This window comes from Galbitalea soli (genome assembly GCF_010686725.1).
GTDB lineage: Bacteria > Actinomycetota > Actinomycetes > Actinomycetales > Microbacteriaceae > Galbitalea > Galbitalea soli.
Genome location: NZ_JAAGWZ010000005.1, coordinates 94,566 through 112,241 on the forward strand (window position 1 = coordinate 94,566; position 17,676 = coordinate 112,241).

Annotated in this window: 17 protein-coding genes; 16 read left to right on the plus strand and 1 reads right to left on the minus strand. The window is 69.8% G+C overall.

Annotated elements, in window-relative coordinates; translation table 11 throughout:
* Window positions 1-3: 3 nt before the first annotated feature.
* The 14 genes from G3T37_RS14110 (at window position 4) to G3T37_RS14175 (ending at window position 14,432) form a co-directional block, all read left to right on the plus strand.
* Window positions 4-1,038, plus strand: coding sequence for a substrate-binding domain-containing protein (locus tag G3T37_RS14110; RefSeq protein WP_163474541.1), 1,035 nt, complete (start codon window positions 4-6; stop codon window positions 1,036-1,038).
* A gap of 282 nt (window positions 1,039-1,320) precedes the next feature.
* Window positions 1,321-3,420: a beta-galactosidase gene (locus G3T37_RS14115; protein WP_338401280.1), complete on the plus strand. Its 2,100-nt coding sequence runs from the start codon at window positions 1,321-1,323 to the stop codon at window positions 3,418-3,420.
* Window positions 3,421-3,467: 47 nt separating this feature from the next.
* The gene (locus G3T37_RS14120) at window positions 3,468-4,829 is read left to right on the plus strand and encodes an ABC transporter substrate-binding protein (RefSeq protein WP_241732471.1); all 1,362 of its coding nucleotides are present in this window, start codon (window positions 3,468-3,470) and stop codon (window positions 4,827-4,829) included.
* A gap of 82 nt (window positions 4,830-4,911) precedes the next feature.
* The gene (locus G3T37_RS14125; protein WP_163474542.1) at window positions 4,912-5,850 is read left to right on the plus strand and encodes a carbohydrate ABC transporter permease; all 939 of its coding nucleotides are present in this window, start codon (window positions 4,912-4,914) and stop codon (window positions 5,848-5,850) included.
* On the plus strand, window positions 5,847-6,761 hold the full coding sequence (locus G3T37_RS14130) for a carbohydrate ABC transporter permease (protein ID WP_163474543.1): 915 nt from the start codon (window positions 5,847-5,849) through the stop codon (window positions 6,759-6,761). Before G3T37_RS14125 ends, G3T37_RS14130 begins: the two co-directional genes overlap by 4 nt.
* Before the next feature lie 34 nt (window positions 6,762-6,795).
* Window positions 6,796-8,766 (plus strand): beta-galactosidase, encoded by a 1,971-nt coding sequence (locus G3T37_RS14135; protein ID WP_163474544.1) that lies wholly within the window; start codon window positions 6,796-6,798, stop codon window positions 8,764-8,766.
* An 86-nt stretch (window positions 8,767-8,852) separates the two neighbouring features.
* Window positions 8,853-9,317, plus strand: coding sequence for a DUF1349 domain-containing protein (locus tag G3T37_RS14140; RefSeq protein WP_422110993.1), 465 nt, complete (start codon window positions 8,853-8,855; stop codon window positions 9,315-9,317).
* 232 nt (window positions 9,318-9,549) lie between these two features.
* Entirely contained in the window at window positions 9,550-9,993 is a 444-nt protein-coding gene (locus G3T37_RS14145; RefSeq protein ID WP_163474545.1) for a hypothetical protein, read from the plus strand.
* A gap of 95 nt (window positions 9,994-10,088) precedes the next feature.
* A complete protein-coding gene (locus tag G3T37_RS14150; protein ID WP_163474546.1) occupies window positions 10,089-10,550 on the plus strand; it encodes a hypothetical protein in 462 nt (153 codons plus the stop codon).
* A 134-nt stretch (window positions 10,551-10,684) separates the two neighbouring features.
* Window positions 10,685-11,143 (plus strand): hypothetical protein, encoded by a 459-nt coding sequence (locus G3T37_RS14155; protein ID WP_163474547.1) that lies wholly within the window; start codon window positions 10,685-10,687, stop codon window positions 11,141-11,143.
* Window positions 11,140-11,733: a hypothetical protein gene (locus G3T37_RS14160; RefSeq protein ID WP_163474548.1), complete on the plus strand. Its 594-nt coding sequence runs from the start codon at window positions 11,140-11,142 to the stop codon at window positions 11,731-11,733. Before G3T37_RS14155 ends, G3T37_RS14160 begins: the two co-directional genes overlap by 4 nt.
* The gene (locus G3T37_RS14165) at window positions 11,730-12,539 is read left to right on the plus strand and encodes an efflux RND transporter periplasmic adaptor subunit (protein WP_163474549.1); all 810 of its coding nucleotides are present in this window, start codon (window positions 11,730-11,732) and stop codon (window positions 12,537-12,539) included. The genes G3T37_RS14160 and G3T37_RS14165 overlap by 4 nt, the downstream gene beginning before the upstream one ends.
* Window positions 12,532-13,266 (plus strand): ABC transporter ATP-binding protein, encoded by a 735-nt coding sequence (locus tag G3T37_RS14170; RefSeq protein ID WP_163474550.1) that lies wholly within the window; start codon window positions 12,532-12,534, stop codon window positions 13,264-13,266. Before G3T37_RS14165 ends, G3T37_RS14170 begins: the two co-directional genes overlap by 8 nt.
* Window positions 13,263-14,432: an ABC transporter permease gene (locus tag G3T37_RS14175; protein WP_163474551.1), complete on the plus strand. Its 1,170-nt coding sequence runs from the start codon at window positions 13,263-13,265 to the stop codon at window positions 14,430-14,432. Before G3T37_RS14170 ends, G3T37_RS14175 begins: the two co-directional genes overlap by 4 nt.
* 91 nt (window positions 14,433-14,523) lie before the next feature.
* Here the strand turns inward: G3T37_RS14175 and G3T37_RS14180 are convergent, their stop codons facing one another.
* Complete coding sequence (locus tag G3T37_RS14180) at window positions 14,524-14,772, minus strand: hypothetical protein (RefSeq protein ID WP_163474552.1); 249 nt, start codon at window positions 14,770-14,772, stop codon at window positions 14,524-14,526.
* Window positions 14,773-15,207: 435 nt separating this feature from the next.
* Here G3T37_RS14180 and G3T37_RS14185 point away from each other — a divergent pair, with 435 nt between their 5' ends.
* Window positions 15,208-16,404 (plus strand): low temperature requirement protein A, encoded by a 1,197-nt coding sequence (locus tag G3T37_RS14185; protein WP_338401282.1) that lies wholly within the window; start codon window positions 15,208-15,210, stop codon window positions 16,402-16,404.
* Window positions 16,401-17,516 carry an acyl-CoA dehydrogenase family protein gene (locus G3T37_RS14190; protein ID WP_163474553.1) on the plus strand — a complete coding sequence of 372 codons (1,116 nt, stop codon included), beginning with the start codon at window positions 16,401-16,403 and terminating at the stop codon, window positions 17,514-17,516. Before G3T37_RS14185 ends, G3T37_RS14190 begins: the two co-directional genes overlap by 4 nt.
* Window positions 17,517-17,676: the final 160 nt, after the last annotated feature.

Consider the following 17,676-nt stretch of genomic DNA (forward strand, 5'->3'; position numbering starts at 1 on the left):
TGGGTGACCACAGGGACATCGGTCGATACGCCCGCGCCCCGGAAGCCGCCGACTCTGTACGACGTGGCGACGCTCGCGGGAGTCTCGCACCAGACCGTCTCGCGGTTGGTGAAGGGGCACACGAACATCCGGCCCGAGATCCGCAGCCGGGTGGAGGCCGCGATCGCCGAGCTCAACTACCGCCCCAACCGCGCCGCCCGTTCGCTCGCGACCGCCACCTCGCGGCGCATCGCGGCCCTCTTCTTCGACCGACTCGACGAGGTGGGGCCGACCCGGATCGTGCAGGGGGCGAGCGACCGCGCGCGGGAGGCCGGCTACGTGCTCGACATCGTGGGCCTCGACCCGCGCCAGCACAGCGACATCGAGCGCGCCGTGGCGCTCATCGACGAGTCGGACACCGCGGGCATCATGGTCTTCGCCCCCACTGAGGCCGTGCGCGACGAGATCGCGCGGGTCTCCTTCGGCGTGCCCGTCTTTCTGGAGGCCGGCGTGCTGCCCGCGTCGGGGCTCCGCAACGGCGACGTGACCGGCACCGCGCTGCTCACCGACCACCTGCTCGAGCTGGGGCACCGGCGTTTCTTCACCATCACCGGCCCGCTCGAGTGGTTCGCCGCACAGACCCGACTGCGCTCGCTGCAGGAGTCGGTGGCGCGCGGCGGGGGCAAACTCGTGGGGCAGCTGGAGGGCGACTGGAGTCCCGCATCGGGCTACGAGGCGGGTCTGCGCCTGCCGCTCGATCAGGGCGTGACCGCGCTCGTGGTCTCCAACGACCAGATGGCGCTCGGGGCGCTCAGCGCGCTGCGCGAGCGCGGAGTGCGGGTGCCAAACGACATGAGCGTGGTGGGCTTCGACGGAATCCCCGAGTCGAGATTCTTCGAGCCGCCGCTGACCACGGTCGGCGTGGAGTTCGACGACCAGGGGCGCTCCTCGATGAACGCGCTCCTGCACATGATCGACCCGGGGCTGCACCCGGAGGCGGCGGAGCTCAAGCTGCCCGCGCTGTTCGCGCGGGAGTCGACCGCGCCCGCCCTGCGGTGACGCGCGCACAAAGCGCCGGGGTGACGCGCGCACCACGCGCCCGTCCCGCGGTGACGCGCGCACGACGCGCTGGGGTGATGCCTCCGGCGGCGCAGGGGAGCCGCGGCGCGCGCGGCGGCCCGCGCTCGCTCGGCGCCCGCCGGTAACGGCTGGGTAACAAAGCGGCCCGCGGCAGAATTGCCTCTTGTTAGCGCTAACTCACCTCCGCTAGTCTGACCGGACCGCGTTGCGTTAGCGCTAACTCGGCTGAGTCACCCGCCCCCTGACACTGGAGTCATCGCTGTGAGCACCCCCGAGCAGTCCGCGCCCGTCCTTCCCGGCATCCGGTTCGGGGCGGCCTACTACCCCGAGTACGAGCCGGGGAAGGACATCGAGGGGGATCTCGACCTGATGGCGGCGGCCGGGTTCACGGTCATCCGGGTCGGCGAGTCGGTGTGGTCGACCTGGGAGCCGCGCGACGGCGAGTTCGACCTCGACTGGCTGCAGCCCACTCTCGACGGCGCCCACGCGCGCGGCATCGCGGTGATCCTCGGCACGCCCACCTACGCGATCCCGCCGTGGCTGCAGGTGAAGCACCCGGAGCTCGCGAGCGACGTCGCCACGGGCACCCCCAAGCACTGGGGAGCCCGGCAGGAGGTCGACTACTCGAGCCCGCTGTTCTGGACCTACTGCGAGCGCATCATCCGGGTCATCCTCGAGCGCTACGCGGCACACCCCGCCGTCATCGGCTTCCAGGTCGACAACGAGCCCGGCATGGAGCTCTTCCACAACGCGCACACCTTCGAGCGCTTCGTCGCCGAACTCGCCGAGAAGTACGGCGACGTCGAGACGCTCAACCGCGAGTGGGGCCTCGTCTACTGGTCGCACCGCATCACCGACTGGGGCCAGCTCTGGGTGCCCGACGGCAACACCCTTCCGCAGTACGACCTCGCCTGGCGCGCCTTCCAGGCGCGGCTCACCACGGAGTTCATCTCGAAGCAGGCCGATCTCGTGCGCGAGTACAGCGCGCCGACTCAGTTCATCACCACCTGCTTCCAGTACGGACGGCCCGCCACGCACGAGCCGCAGACCGCGCTCGCGCTCGACGTCACCGCCTCCAACCCCTACTACGGCATGCAGGATCACCTCGCCAAGGGTGTCGACCTGCCCGCACTGGCCGAGTGGAACACGACCGGACCGTGGGGCCTCATGTTCCAGGGCGACCGCGCCTGGGCATCCAAGCAGGCCCGCTTCCTGGTCACCGAGACCGACGTGCAGACCATCAGCGGCAGCGACCACAACTACCCGCCCTACCCCGGGCAGCTGAAGCAGGCCGCGCTCGCGCTCGTCGCCCGCGGCGCCGCGATGATCGAGTACTGGCACTGGCAGTCGCTGCGCTACGGCACCGAGACGTACTGGGGCGGCGTGCTCCCGCACAGCCAGAAGCCCGGGCGCATCTACCGCGAGGTCGCCGCGCTCGGTGAGACGCTGCGCTCCCTCGGCGGCACGCTCGACGGCTTCGTTCCCGACTCCGACATCGCCGTGCTGTTCTCGCACGAGAGCCTGTGGGCCTTCAACTTCTTCCCGCCGCTGCACACGGCCGACCACCGGCCCGACCGCTTCGCGTACCGCCGCATCTTCGACGCCTTCTACCGCGGGGTCATCGACGCGGGCGCGCAGGCCAACATCGTGCACCCCGAGCAGCTGGGCGACGACCCCGCTGCCTTCGCGGCTGCGCACCCGGTGTTCCTGGTTCCGGCCTTCTACACGGCGACGGATGACCAGCTCGCCTTCCTGCGCGACTACGCCCTCGCGGGCGGGCACCTCATCGCGGGCATCCGCACCGGCTACGGTGACGACGAGGCGCGCGCGCGGCTCGCGGTGGCGCCGGCGGTGCTGAGCGAGGTGGCCGGCGTCTGGTACGACGAGTTCTCCAATCTCGATGCACCGCTCGCGGTCATCCCGGAGGGCGGGTTCACCGTCTCGCCCGAGGCCCGCGCCACCGCCTGGGCCGATGGCCTCGTCGTCGACGGCGCCACCGTGCTCGCCGGCTATCAGCACTCCGAGCTCGGGCGGTTCCCCGCGATCACCACGCGAGAGGTCGGCGCCGGCCGCGTCACCTACGTGGGCACCGTGCCCAACGCGGCGCTCGCGGCCGACATCATCCACTGGGCCGTGCCCCTGCCGACCGCCGGCGAGTGGATGATCGCCCCCACCGTCACCGTCACCTCCGGTACCACCGGCGCGGGTCGCCGCGCCTGGTTCGTGCACAACTGGAGCTCCCTTCCCGCAACGGCCACCAGCCCGGTCGCGGTCACCGACGCGACCGACGGCAGCGAGTTCGCCGCCGGCCACGAATTCTCGCTCGAGCCCTGGGCCGCCCTGGTCCTCACGAGCGAGTAGACGCTTCGTCGACGCTGACGAAGCCCACCACGAAAAAGGAAAGGCACATGAGAAAACGCGCACCAAGAACAGCTTTGGCGCTGGGCGTCGGCCTGCTGACCACTGCACTGCTCCTCACCGGGTGCACCCCGGGTACCTCCACCGGTGGAACCACCACCACGGGCACCGTCAGCCAGGCCGACATCGACAAGGCCATGAAGACGCCCACGACGCTGACCTTCTGGACCTGGGTGCCCGACATCCAGAACGAGGTCGACCTCTTCGAGAAGGCCTACCCGGCCATCAAGGTGAAGGTCGAGAACGTCGGACAGGGTGCCCCGCACTACACGAAGATCCGCACGGCACTCAAGGCCGGCACCGGCGCTCCCGATGTCGCCCAGATCGAGTACCAGTACATCTCGTCGTTCAACGTGACCAAGTCGCTCGCCGACCTCACGCCCTACGGCGGCGCGAAGCTCAAGAGCGACTACGTGCCGTGGGTGTGGAACCAGGTCGTGCAGAACGGGCAGGTTCTGGCGATCCCGCAGGACTCCGGCCCCATGGGTAACCTCTACCGCACCGACATCCTGAAGAAGGCGGGCATCACCACGCCGCCCGCCACCTGGGACGAGTACGCGACCGACGCGGCCCTCGTCAAGCAGAAGACCGGCTCGTACATCTCCGATGTCGCGTCGAGCCAGGCGGGCCAGTGGCTCGGGCTCCTGTGGCAGGCCGGCGCCAAGCCGTTCGGCTACGACGGCAAGAAGGGCGTCACGGTCGACGTGAACAGCGCGAAGGCCAAGCAGGTCGTGAGCTACTGGGAGAAGCTGATCAAGGCCGACCTGGTCTCGACCGACCCCGACTTCACGGATGCCTGGTACCAGGGTCTCGCGAAGGGCAAGTACGCCGGCTGGCTGACCGCGGCCTGGGGCCCGATCTTCCTGCAGGGCACGGCCAAGAACACCTCCGGCCTCTGGGCCGCCGCGCCGCTGCCGCAGTGGGACGCGAGCGCTCCCGCCTCCGGCAACTGGGGTGGATCGTCGGACGCGGTGCTCGCCACCTCGAAGAACAAGATCGCCGCGTACGAGTTCGCCAAGTGGATCAACAACGACAAGTCGTCCACCTCGCTGTTCGCGTCGAAGCAGTTCCTCTGGCCGACCGCGAACAACGTGCTCACCGACTCCGCCTTCACCGACACCAAGTCGGCGTTCTACGGCGGCCAGCAGGTGAACAAGACGTTCTCCGACATCTCCAACACCGTCGACACGAAGTTCGAGTGGCTGCCCTACATGGACTTCGCCTACTCGAGCTTCACCGACACCATCGGTAAGCAGATCGCATCGAAGGGCGACCTCTCGGCCGGCCTCGACGCGTGGCAGAAGGCGCTCGTCGACTACGGAACCCAGCAGGGCTTCACGGTCAACAAGTAACGCCTCACGGGGTGGTTCCGCTCCTCGGAGCGGGACCACCCCCGTCCCCGTTCTTCCCCGCCATCACCACAAAGGAGTACCGATGAGCACACAGGCCGTCGCCGGCACGGCGACGAGGCGTCCCCGCCCCGGGGGCGCATCCACGACGAAGAAGAAGCAGTGGCGCGCCGCCTATCTCTTCGTCATCCCGTTCTTCCTCGTCTTCGTCACGATGCTGATCGTGCCGCTGTTCTACTCGGGGTACCTCAGCTTCTTCGCCACCCGCCTCGTGGGCGGCACGAGCTTCGCCGGCGTCGAGAACTACGTGAAGACATTCACCGACCCGCTGTTCCTGGCGGGGCTCGGACGCACGGCGCTGTTCCTGGTCATCCAGGTGCCCATCATGCTCGGCCTCGCGCTGTTCTTCGCGCTGGCCCTCGACAGCGGGCGCGTTCGCGGCGCGAAGGTGCTCCGGCTGCTGTTCTTCGTGCCCTACGCCATTCCCGGAGTGGTCGCCACGCTCATGTGGGGCTACCTCTACGGCCAGGACTTCGGCCCGATCGATCAGGTGCTCGGCTTCCTCGGGCTCGGCCAGCCCAACCTGCTGTCCGACAGCAACGTGCTCGGTTCGATGATGAACATCGTCACGTGGGAGTTCGTCGGCTACAACATGATCATCATGTACTCGGCCCTGAGGTCGATCCCCGCCGAGCTCTTCGAGGCGGCCGAGATCGACGGGGCCTCGCAGTTCCGGGTGGCGTGGAGCATCAAGATCCCGGCGATCCGTCCGGCGATCCTGCTCACGGTCATCTTCTCGATCATCGGCAGCTTCCAGCTCTTCAACGAGCCGAGCCTGCTGCGCAACATCGCCCCCAACGCGATCAACTCGTCGTACACACCCAACTTCTACGCGTACAACCTTGCTTTCGTGAACCAGGACGTCAACTACGCGGCCGCGGTCGCCTTCATCCTCGGCATCGTGATCATGATCGTCTCCTACGTCGTTCAGCTCACCACCCAGCGAAGGGAGCGCCTCGGATGAGCGCCCTCAGCACCGCCGCACCCGCGGCCGCCTCCACCGCCCGTCGGCCGAAGGCGTACTCACCCGAGAAGCGCCGGAGCAACCTGCTCACGGTGATCCTCTGGGTCATCGCGCTGTACTTCGTGATCCCCCTGTTCTGGCTCGTCATCGCGTCGACGAAGGACAACGCCGACCTGTTCTCGAGCTTCGGGCTCTGGTTCGGCGCGCACTTCAGCCTGTTCCAGAACATCGGCGACGTCTTCAGCGCGCAGGGCGGCATCTTCCTGCGCTGGGCGCTCAACACCGTGCTCTACGCGGGGGTCTCGGCGGTCGGCGCCTCCCTGCTCGCCACGATGGCCGGGTACGCCTTCGCGAAGTACCAGTTCCCGGGCGGCAAGGCGCTGTTCAGCGTCACCCTCGGCGCGATCATGATCCCGCTCACCGCGCTCGCCATCCCGACTTACCTGCTGTTCTCGTCGGCGGGGCTCACAAACACGCCCTTCGCGGTCATCCTGCCCTCGCTCGTCAGCCCCTTCGGGGTCTTCCTCATGCGGGTGTACGCGGCCGATGCCGTGCCCGACTCGCTCATCGAGGCGGCCCGGGTGGATGGCGCGGGGGAGTTTCGCATCTTCTGGCAGGTGAGCCTGCGGCTGCTCGGCCCCGGGGTCGTGACGGTGTTCCTGTTCGCGCTCGTTGCGACGTGGAACAACTACTTCCTGCCCCTCATCATGCTGAACACGCAGGAGCTCTACCCGCTCACGGTGGGGCTCGCACAGCAGCAGGCGGCCAGCGCGGCGGGCGGCGGCGCCCAGGCGCTGTTCTCGACGGTCATCACGGGGTCGCTCGTATCGGTCATCCCGCTGGTCGTCGCCTTCCTCTACCTCCAGCGCTACTGGCAGACCGGTCTCGCGACCGGTGGTGTCAAGGGCTGACCTCCCGACCACGATCACGAAAGACAGCTGACGAATGAACGACACCACCCCCGCGATCTGGTACGGCGGCGACTACAACCCCGAGCAGTGGCCCGAGGAGATCTGGGATGAGGATGTGCGCCTCATGCAGCAGGGCGGCATCAGCCTGGTGAGCCTCGGCATCTTCTCCTGGGCGAAGCTGGAGCCGCGCGAGGGCGACTTCGACTTCGCCTGGCTGGACCGCATCATGGCGAAGCTTCACGAGGGCGGGGTGCGCATCGACCTCGCCACGGCGACCGCATCACCGCCCCCGTGGCTCTCGCACGCCTACCCCGAGGTGCTTCCCGTCACCGAGACGGGCGTGCGCCTGCAGCTGGGCAGCCGGCAGCAGTACTGCCCGAGCTCCCCGGTGTTCCGGCGGCTCGCGGCGAGGCTCGTGCAGAAGATCGCCGAGCGCTACAGCGACCACCCCGGACTCGAGCTGTGGCACATCGGCAACGAGTACGGCTGCCACGTGAGCCACTGCTACTGCGAGGTCTCGGCGGAGGCGTTCCGGGGCTGGCTGCGCGCCCGGTACGGCACGGTCGAGGCGGTCAACGCGGCATGGGGCACCGCGTTCTGGTCGCAGAACTACGGAACCTTCGACGAGATCCACCCGCCCAGCGCCGCGCCCACCTTCCGCAACCCGGGCCAGCTCCTCGACTTCGACCGGTTCAGCTCGGATGAACTGCTCGAGTGCTACCGGACCGAGCTCGCCGTGCTGCGCGCCGCGACGCCCGCCGTGCCCATCACCACGAACTTCATGGGCTTGTTCGGCGCCGCCGACTACTGGAAGTGGGCGCAGGAGGTCGACGTCGTCTCCGACGACTCCTACCCCGACCCGGCCGACCCGGAGTCACCCGCCTACGCGGCGATGACGCGCGACCTCATGCGCTCGCTGCGCGGCGGTCAGCCCTGGCTGCTCATGGAGCAGGCGCCCAGTGCCGTCAACTGGCGGCGACGCAACGCGCCCAAGCGACCGGGGCAGATGCGGGCGTGGTCGTTGCAGGCGGTCGCGCGGGGTGCCGACGGCATCCTCTTCTTCCAGTGGCGCCAGTCGGTGTCGGGGGCCGAGAAGTTCCACTCCGGGCTCGTTCCCCACGCCGGAACGGACACCCGCGTGTGGCGCGAGGTCGAGGCGCTCGGCGCCGAACTGAAGTCGCTGTCGTCGATCGCGGGGTCGCGGGTCGAGGCCCGGGTCGCGATCGTGATGGAGTGGGACAGCTGGTGGAGCCTGAACCAGGATGCCCTGCCCGCCCACCTCTCCTACGTGCAGTCGATCTACTCCTGGTACCGCGAGCTCTGGGCGCGGACAGTGACCGTCGACTTCGTGCGGGCCACGAGCGACCTCTCCGGCTACGCGGTCGTCGTGGTTCCCACCCTGTTCACGGCCTCCGCCGCGGCGCTCGGCAACCTGGCGGCGTTCGCCGAGGCGGGCGGCCACCTCGTGGTCGGCTACCAGAGCGGCATCACCGACGAGACCACCCGCATCACCGCGGGCGGCTACCTCGGGGCGCTGCAGGAGACCCTCGGCGTGCGGGTGGAGGAGTTCGCGCCGTTCGCCACGGCTGACCTCGCGGCCTCCGCTCCGGCCTCGGTCGAGCTGCCGACCGGCGTGCTGGTGGGACTCGCGTCGGGCGAGACGCCCGCGACCGTCTGGGCCGAGTACCTGCACGCCACCGATGCCGAAGTGGTGGCGACGTTCGGACACGGGGACCTCGCGGGCTGGCCGGCGATCACCCGGCGGGCCACCGCATCCGGTGCCGCCTGGTACGTCGCGACCCAGCCGGTCGGCTCGGGCATGGATGACCTGCTCGACCGCGTGCTCGGCGACGCGGGCGTCACCGGGGTGCTGGCGGCGCCGGTCGCGGGCGTCGAGGCCGTGAGACGTGGCGGTCGCCTGTTCCTCATCAACCACGGGGACACGACGGTGGCGGTCGAGGGCATCACCGTCGAACCGCGCGGCGTGCACATCGGCGAGGCGTGATCGTGGGCGGGCAAAAGCGTCCGCCCACCCTGCCCGGCTGGGAGGACGCGTAGTGGCGGGGTGAGCTGTCGCTCGCGGCGCTGCTCATCGACCGCCCCGGCGACGTGATGCTGTCGGCACGGGTGACGGTCGACTTCGCGGGTACCTTCGATGCGGGCGTGCTGTGCCTGTGGGAGTCGGAGGAGTGCTGGGCGAAGCTGTGCTTCGAGTACTCCCCGCGGGGCCAGCCGATGGTCGTGTCGGTGGTGACCCGCGGGCACTCCGACGACGCCAACGCGATCGCGATCGACTCGCCGAGGGTTTGGTTGCGCGTCGCGCGCATCTGCGTGGCCTACGCGTTCCACTACTCGACCGACGGGGTGTACTGGCATTTCGTGCGCCTGTTCCGACTGGGTGACGACGGCCGGGCCCGACTCGGGATGCTCGCTCAAGCTCCCGTGGGCGAGGGGTGCACGCGCGCTTCGACCACGTGCGGCTCGCCCGCGAGACCGCCGGGAACCTCCGCGACGGGAGCTGACCGCGCCCTGCGGCCGACTGCGCCCTGCGGCTGACCGCGCCCTGCGGCTGACTGCGCCCCGCGGCTGACCGCGCCCTGCGGCGCTCGCTTTGCTGAGAATCCTCCCGATGCCGTGATGTCGGTTTGCGTTCATACGTGACTATATGTCTAGGATGTACGCCCATTGGACGTTATCCACAGGCGACGCACTCGTGGTGCACCCCTCGCACCTCCCTGTGATATTGATTGTTCCTCAATAACCCGCGAGTTACGAAGGAGACAACCAGATGATTCACACGAAACGGAGCCGGCGGCGGCGCGCAGTGATGGCGGTGGCGGCCACGGCGGCCATCGCGGTCGGAGTGGTGACGGGGCCGGCGGTTGCGGCGTATGCGGAAACTCTGAGTCTTGGGCCAAGCCACGTCTATTGGTCGAAGACGTTTTACACCAAGGCCCACTACAAGCACGTGACTGGCCATGCCGCGATTTCGAATGTCCGGGTGCACGAGACGTGCGGGGCGGGGGGATACGTCAACATCGGATTTCGCACGCATATCGAGCAGTACGGTGAATCCACGCAGTTCCCGTCGATTCGGAACGGAAGCGGAGCGACCTTCCGAAACGTTGATGGCCCGGCGGGCTACCGCTACACCTTCAGCTCCGGCTTCTATTACTTCAACGCCAAGCTCGGGTGTGAGGCAGGCACGTGGTCCGGAACGGTCCACTGGTGATGGGTCGTTCGTCGCTAGCGTTCGCGGCCTCAATCGGTCTGGTGTTGGCCCTCGTGGGCTGCACGTCCTCGCCCCATTCAGCAAAGAGTCCAGGCGTGGAATCGCCTACGTCCATTCCAACGTCTCAGTCCGGTTTCGTCGCGGCGACGGAATCGAGTGCGAACGCTGAATACAAGCGAAGCATCGCGAAAATGCCTGCTCCGCTTCCCTCTGGCACGTCATTTCCAGCGAGTATCTCAGCGGCAGAACTCCCTCCCGCAGGCGAGGGAATCGTCGAGGAAGGCATCGGCCGGAACAAGGCATGGTTCACGTGGCTCTGCGCCTGGGAAGCCTCGTACCTCGATGCGTACGCGGCTGGTGATGCCAAGCAGTCGAAGTTGGCCGCGTCGATGATCGAGCTCTGGTCTCGCTCCGACTTCTATCGCGACTCGGTCGACGATCCTAGTCACGGTTGGGTCGACAACGTGATCGCCCCGATGAAGCTCGACGATCCATCCGGTGTCAAGCAGGATCACGAGTCGATGTGCGCCGACTACCCCACGGTGCCGACGAAATGAGGGCGAACTGGGCCCGCCGCAATGTGAGCGTCCGCGGCAGGGGACTCTTCGCTCCCCTCATCGGTGGTGCGGTGATGATGGTCTTGACCGCATGCTCGGGATCGCCCCACGCGACACCGTCTCATCAGGCGAACGTGCCCGGCAAGACCGTGCCCTCGGCGGAGCCGTCCTTCGTCGCGCTGACGAAGGGCAGCGCGGCTGAGGAGTACAAGCGGAATATCGCCGCCGTTCCCGAGCCGCTACCTTCGGGTCGCGCTTACCCGCCGGGACTCCCTGCTGACTTCGTGCCCGACCCGGAGGATGGCCTTCTGGAGGCGGGCGGCGCGCGGAACGTCGTCTGGTACACGTGGCTCTGCGCGTGGGAGTCGTCGTACCTCGATTCCTTCGCCGCCGGTGACAAGGCGAAGACGGCACTCGCGGAGTCCATGCTCGAGCGGTGGGCAACGATGGACTTCTATCAAAACGTGGAAGACGACCCGGAGAAGGGCTTCATCACCCACGTACTCGACCCCATGAAGTTGGGCGATCCGTCCGGAGTTAAACAGGATTACCAGTCACTTTGCGGCGAACTCCCCACGGTGGCGGCGAAATGAGCGAGCGACAGAGCCGCCCCGCCGGCGCGGTGACGGGCCGCGCGATTACCGTCGTGATCGTGGGCGGGCTGATCGGCGCAATCCTTACGGGGTGCGAGAGTGCGCCCGGTACGTCGTCGGCGTCGGGTGGGGGAACGCCCGGGTTCGCCGAGCCCACGGCACCGCCTCTGATTCCCGAGACGCAGAGAAACGCCGATCGTGAGTACCGGCGCGTCAGCCGGCTCATCCCGGAGCCGCTCCCACCCGGCCGCGCCTACCCTCCGGCGCTGCCCGACCGCATGATCCCAGCCTCCTCGGATGGCGTCATGGAACAGGGTTTGGGGCGCTACGTCGCGTGGTACACCTGGCTCTGCGCCTGGGAGTCCGCCTATCTGACCGCTTCCGCATCAGACGACAAGCCGGCGCTCGCCGCGGCAGAGGCGAAGCTCAACCAATGGCCCTCGATGGAGTTCCATCGCGACGACGAGGACGACCCCGACCACGTCTGGACCACGAACGTGCTCGACAAGATGAACCTCGATGACCCATCCGGGGTGAAGAGCGACTACGACTCGCTCTGCTCGGACTTTCCCACGGTGGCGGCGAAATGAGGCGGGCACTCCTCGCGGCGACGGTCGCCGTCGCCGCACTGCTGCTCGCGGGGTGCACGCCCGCCGCGGTGCACCCCGCCGACCCGGAGCCCAGCTATGCGGGGCCGGCGAAGGTCACCGTGAAACGGAAGACGATCATCCCCGTGCTGTCGCTCGGCGCCGAGGTGCGCAGCGACGTCGAGTACCAGGTGACCGCACCCGTGGCCGGCACCATCCGGCGCGGAGCGCATGATCAACCGGTCATCACCGCCCCGGACGGCACGACCCACGCGGTCGACCTCCCGACCGGCGCGCGCATCACCGACATCCTGGTGGCCGACGGGCAGCGCGTCGCCAAGGGGCTGCCGATCGCGCTCGCGACCGAGACCGGCTTCGCCCTCGTCGCCGCGGTGGAGGGCGCCGACCTGCTGCGCTTCGCCGTGACGCCGCTCTCGGCGAAGGCGCAGATCGTGGCGAGCGGGTCGCCGTTCGACTGCCGGTTCCTCGACCCGAGGCCCACCACCCTGCCCGACTCGAAAGACGAGCACCTCATGGCCTGCCAGATTCCGGATGACCAGCCCGTCGTACTCGGAATGACCGGCACGATCGCCTTCCGCTTCCCCGGCGCGACCGACGTGCTGACCCTCCCCACGCTCGCCGTCGCCGGAACGCTCGACAACGGGGCGGTCACCCTCGTGCGCGGCGGCAGCCGCTCGACCGTGAAGGTCGGCCTCGGCATCACCGACGGCTTCGACGTGCAGATCACCTCGGGCCTGCACGAGGGCGACACCGTGGAAGTGCCGAGCCCCTCGCTGTTCAATGGCTGAGCCGGTAATCCAACTGCGGGGCGTCGGCAAGGCGGTACCCGGCCTCCCGCACCTGCTCAGCGACGTCAGCCTGTCGGTCGAGCGCGGCAGCTCGGTGGCGATCATGGGCCGGTCGGGATCGGGCAAGAGCACCATGCTGTCGGTGCTCGGCCTGCTCGACCCCGACTTCGCGGGCGAGTACCTGCTGAACGGGCAGCGCGTCGATCGGCTGTCGTCGCGGGCGTGCGACCGCCTGCGCGGCACCGAGATCGGATTCGTCTTCCAGCGCTTCGCCCTGTTCGCCCACCTCAGCGCCCTCGAGAACGTCATGGTGCCGCTGCGACACCGGGGCGGGTCGACGGAGCGCGCGATGCGACACCGCGCGCACGCCGCACTCGACAGCGTCGACATGGGGCACGCCGCCCGCCGGCGCCCCCGCCACCTCTCCGGCGGGGAGCAGCAGAGGGTCGCGATCGCCCGGGCGCTCATCAACGACCCGGCGCTCATCCTCGCCGACGAGCCCACCGGATCGCTCGACGCCGACACCGGCCGCACCATCGTCAGCCTGCTGCTCGGCCGGGTCGCCGAACAGGGCGCCGCGCTCGTCGTCGTCACCCACGAGCACGACGTCGCGGCCGAGATGGATGACCTGCTGCGGCTCACCCGCGGCACCCTCGCCCCGGGTTCCGAGGTGCCCGCGCCCGCCGCCGACCACCGCCCGCCCGCCCTCGCGGAGGCCGGCGCATGAACCTCCTCCGGATCGCCCTGCAGTCCATCGCGGTCAACTGGGTGCGGACCCTGCTCGCGATCATCGCCCTCTCCTCCTCGGTCGTGGGGGTCGTCACCGTCGCCTCCGCCGCCGCGACCATCGAGACGACCGTCACCCACCGGGCCCTCATGGCCGACGGCTCGCCCTCCACCCTTCTCGTGAGCGGGCTGAACGGCGCGGAGGGCCTCACCGAGAGCGTCGAGTGGAAGGCGCAGCTCCAGCCCTACGTCGGTGGGGGCTCGGTCGCGCGGATCGCCCAACTCGAGTCGGCGACGATCGTGAGCGAGGGCCGGTCCGATTCGGTCGACATCTCCTTCACCGAGCCGGAGCTCACCCGCAACCACCCCTTCGAGGTGCTGGGCGGGCGATGGCTGGGCGGCCGTCGCGACACCGTCGCGGTGCCCGTTGTCGTGAACCGGCTGGAGGCGAACGCGCTCGACCTCCGCCTCGGCGGGGCGATCGAGCTGCGGGCGTCCACGGCCGAGACCACCCTGCAGGCGCTCGTCGTCGGAGTCGTCGAGGACGGGGCCCACGATCAGCGCGCCTACGTCGCGCTCGCCGACGCCGACGCCTTCCTGCGCGGCAATCAGGCGCAGCTCACGACCTCGCTGGAGGTGGCGGCGCCCGGACTCGCCACCGAAGACCTGACACGCCGCCTCAACGGGCTCTCCTCGCTGCGCGGAGTCCGGGTCGATTGGGCGGTGCAGCGGGTCGACACCGTGGGCGGGCTCCGGCAGGAGGTCGAGGCGACACGGTCCGCGTTCCTCGTCGTGGGGATCCTGGGCCTCGTGGCGGGGGCGGTCGCGGTGGCCAACATCGGCCTCAGCGCGGTGCGGGAGCGGTCATCCGAGCTGTCGCTCCGACGCGCGCTCGGTGCCCGCCGCTGGCACCTCCCCGCGGTGATGGTGCTCGAATCGCAGCTCATCGCCGTGGTCGCCGGCGTCGTCGCGATCGCGATGTCGTGGGCGATCTACCCGACGCTCGCTCAGCAGTTCGGCGCGCCCTACGGGATCGCCGCGCCGCCGTACCCGACCGCGGTCGCCGCCGCGGGGATCCTCGTCGGCATGGGGACCGCGCTGCTCGGGGGCCTCGTGCCCGCCGTGCACTCGATGCGCGCCCCCATCGCGAGCATCATGCGGGCGTAGGGGCGCCGACGGCTGACCCTCGGCCGCCTCGTCGGCCGCCCTCGGCTCAGCGCCGTTGCGGCGCCCGACCGCTCCGTCGGCCGCCGTCCGCTCACCGCCGTTGCGGCGCCCCCGGCCGAGTGCGCCACCGCCGTGCCGCGACCCCGAAGGTGTACGCCCAGATCGGGATGACTGACGCCACGCCAATCCCCTCCGTGTGGGCCGAGCCCGAGATGTAGAGCACGTTGAGCGTCACGCTCCAAGCGACCGCGGCCACCAGCCACACCGTGCGCCACCACGGCCGGAACAGGTAGAACACCAGGTCGGCGCGAACGCCTCCGCGTTCGTGTGAATCGGTCATCGACAGAATCCCTTCCCCGTGAGCCGGCAACGCAGAGACTATAGATCGAGGACGCGCCGTCTCTCCGCGCGTGTCCACAGCTCCTCCCGCCGCCCCGCTCCTGCCCTGCCCACCGCGACCTCCGGCCCTCTTGCCCGCCCCCACCCTCCGACCCGCCCACCCCACCGCGCTTCGTGCTGCTCGCCCCTCGGCCCGCTCGCGCCACCCCACCGCGCACGCAATGCAGGAGCCACACCGCCGCGAGGGGGAGCCTGCCGTCGCCGGCCCGCCTATTTACTGGCTGCGCGGGGGAGGCGGCGGCGCGGTGCGCCGTCTGATCCTGCAATCCGTGCCGCAGGGCCCTGCGTGCGGCGGCGGACGAGAGCTCGCGTCGCCGCCGGCCGGCCGGCCCGCGCGCAGCACGCGCCGCGCGCCCCGGTGCGGCAGGATGGGCGCGTGACTTCGCCCGCCTTCCGCCTCCGCACCCGGATGACCGCTCGCGCCACCGACGAGGCCCACCGCGTCTCCTCGCCCCTCGAGCTGCTGTTCGACCTCACCTTCGTGGTCGCGGTCGGCAAGCTTGCGGCCGAGCTCGCCGCCCACCTCGAGTCCGGTACCGCCGTCGCGTACCTCGCGCCCTACGTGATGGTCTTCTTCGCGATCTGGTGGGCGTGGATGAACTTCACCTGGTTCGCCTCGGCCTATGACACCGATGACGTGCCGTACCGCATCCTGACCCTCGTTCAGATGGCCGGGGTGCTCGTGCTCGCGGCGGGAGTGCCGGCCGCTTTCGCCGGCAACGACTACCTTCTCATCACCATCGGCTACCTCGTGATGCGGATCGGGCTCGTGGCGCAGTGGGTGCGGGCCGCCGTCGAGCACCCGGAGGGGAGACCGACCGCGGTGCGGTACGCGGTGGGGATCTCGGTGGTGCAGCTCGCGTGGGCGATCCGGGCGTTCCTGCTCCCCGTGAGCTGGGGCGCGTGGACCTTCATCGTGCTCGCGGTGGCGGAACTGTGCGTGCCGTTCCTTGCCGAGCGCACGGGGCGCACCAATTGGCACGCGCATCACGTGGCCGAGCGCTACGGACTGTTCACGATCATCGTGCTGGGCGAGAGCGTGCTCGCCATCTCGAACGGGGTCGCGACGGGCCTCGGCCACGGCGTGAGCTGGCCGCTCGTGATCGTCGCCCTCGCCGGCCTCGTGATCCTGTTCGCGCTCTGGTGGCTCTACTACCTGGAGCCCGCGGGCGAGGCGCTCGAGAACAACCGCGCGCGCTCCTACCTGTGGGGGTACAGCCACTACGCCGTCTTCGTGGCGCTCGCCGCACTCGGGGCGGGGCTCGAGGCGGCGGTCGCGAGCGCGGGAGGACACTCAGAGCTCGAGCCGACCGCCGCCGGATTCGCGATCGGCATTCCCGTGGCGGTGTTCCTCATCGTGCTCTGGGCGGCGCACGCGCCCATCGTGGAGCGACCCGTCGTGCGGGCCGACGTGGTGATCCCGGCCGCCGTCGTCGTGCTCCTCCTCCCTCTCGTCGCCCCCGGGGTCGGCGTCGCCGGTGTCGCCGCGCTCATCGCGCTCGCCTGCGTCGCCGTCATCGCGGTGACCGTGCTCGTGAAGCTGCGGCGCACCCGAATTAGGCTGGCACCGTGACCATCCTGAGCCCCGAGCTGCTGGAGCGGATCCGTTCCCGCGCGGCCGGCTACGACCGCGACAACGCCTTCTTCAGCGACGACCTCGACGAGCTGCGCGCCGCCGGCTACCTCGCGCCGCGCCCCCTCCTCGACCTCGTCCGCGACCAGCGCGCCCTCGCGGCCGCAGCGCCCGCGACCGCCCTCGGCATCAACATGCACCTCGTCTGGGTGGGCGTCGCGCGCGTGCTGGCCGAGCGCGGCGATCACAGCCTCGACTGGCTCCTGGAGGAGGCCGCCGCGGGGGAGCTCTTCGCCTTCGGCAACAGCGAGGCGGGCAACGACCTCGTGCTCTTCGATTCGACCACCCGCGCCGAGCCGCGAGGCGACGGCTCCTACGCCTTCACTGGCACCAAGATCTTCACCTCGCTGGCCCCCGCCTGGACGCGACTGGGCATCTTCGGGCGGGATGACAGCGACCCGGATACCCCGCGCCTGGTGCACGGATTCATCACGCGCGACACCCCGGGCTGGTCGATGGTCGAGGACTGGGACACCCTCGGGATGCGCGCGACGCAGAGCCACACGACGCGACTCGAGGGCGCGATCGTGCCCGCGGACCGGGTGGTGCGCATCCTGCCGGTGGGACCGAGCCCCGACCCCTTCATCTTCGGGATCTTCTCGGGCTTCCTGCTGCTCATCGGCTCGGTGTACGCGGGGCTCGCCGACCGCGCGCTGGAGCTGGGCGTCGCCGCGGCCCAGCGGCGCACCTCGCTGCTGAACGGCGGGGCGAGCTACGCCCTCGACCCCGATATCCGCTGGCAGCTCGCCGACGCCGCGATCGCGCTCGACGCCCTCCGGCCGCAGTTGGAGGGACTGGCCGCCGACGTCGACGGTCTCGTGAACCACGGTGCCAATTGGTTCCGCTACCTGACCGGAACCAAGCTGCGGGCGATCGACACCGCGCGCAGCGTCGTCGACCACGCGGTGCGGGTCTCGGGCGGTCGCTCCTACGGCGCCGACTCCGAGCTCGCACGGCTCTACCGGGACGTGCTCGCGGGGGTGTTCCACCCCTCCGACGCCGAATCCGTGCATCGCACGATCGCCGCGAACCTGCTCGGCCCGCTGCCCTGACCCCGAGGCGCCCGCCGCGCCGCACCCCTCGCCCGCACACCGTGACCCCGCACACCCTGACCCCGCACACGAACGAGCCCGGGGGCGGTGACCACCACGACACCGCCCCCGGGCTGTTCTCTCGCGCATCCGCGCCCCGTGGGGCGACCGATGCGACGGT

Excerpts from the sequence above, each read along its gene's own strand:
- G3T37_RS14120 (WP_241732471.1), top strand. The coding sequence starts at position 3,468 with ATGAGAAAACGCGCACCAAGAACAGCTTTGGCGCTGGGCGTCGGCCTG.
- G3T37_RS14125 (WP_163474542.1), top strand. The coding sequence starts at position 4,912 with ATGAGCACACAGGCCGTCGCCGGCACGGCGACGAGGCGTCCCCGCCCC.
- G3T37_RS14130 (WP_163474543.1), top strand. The coding sequence starts at position 5,847 with ATGAGCGCCCTCAGCACCGCCGCACCCGCGGCCGCCTCCACCGCCCGT.
- G3T37_RS14135 (WP_163474544.1), top strand. The coding sequence starts at position 6,796 with ATGAACGACACCACCCCCGCGATCTGGTACGGCGGCGACTACAACCCC.
- G3T37_RS14145 (WP_163474545.1), top strand. The coding sequence starts at position 9,550 with ATGATTCACACGAAACGGAGCCGGCGGCGGCGCGCAGTGATGGCGGTG.
- G3T37_RS14160 (WP_163474548.1), top strand. The coding sequence starts at position 11,140 with ATGAGCGAGCGACAGAGCCGCCCCGCCGGCGCGGTGACGGGCCGCGCG.
- G3T37_RS14165 (WP_163474549.1), top strand. The coding sequence starts at position 11,730 with ATGAGGCGGGCACTCCTCGCGGCGACGGTCGCCGTCGCCGCACTGCTG.
- G3T37_RS14170 (WP_163474550.1), top strand. The coding sequence starts at position 12,532 with ATGGCTGAGCCGGTAATCCAACTGCGGGGCGTCGGCAAGGCGGTACCC.
- G3T37_RS14175 (WP_163474551.1), top strand. The coding sequence starts at position 13,263 with ATGAACCTCCTCCGGATCGCCCTGCAGTCCATCGCGGTCAACTGGGTG.
- G3T37_RS14180 (WP_163474552.1), bottom strand. The coding sequence starts at position 14,772 with ATGACCGATTCACACGAACGCGGAGGCGTTCGCGCCGACCTGGTGTTC.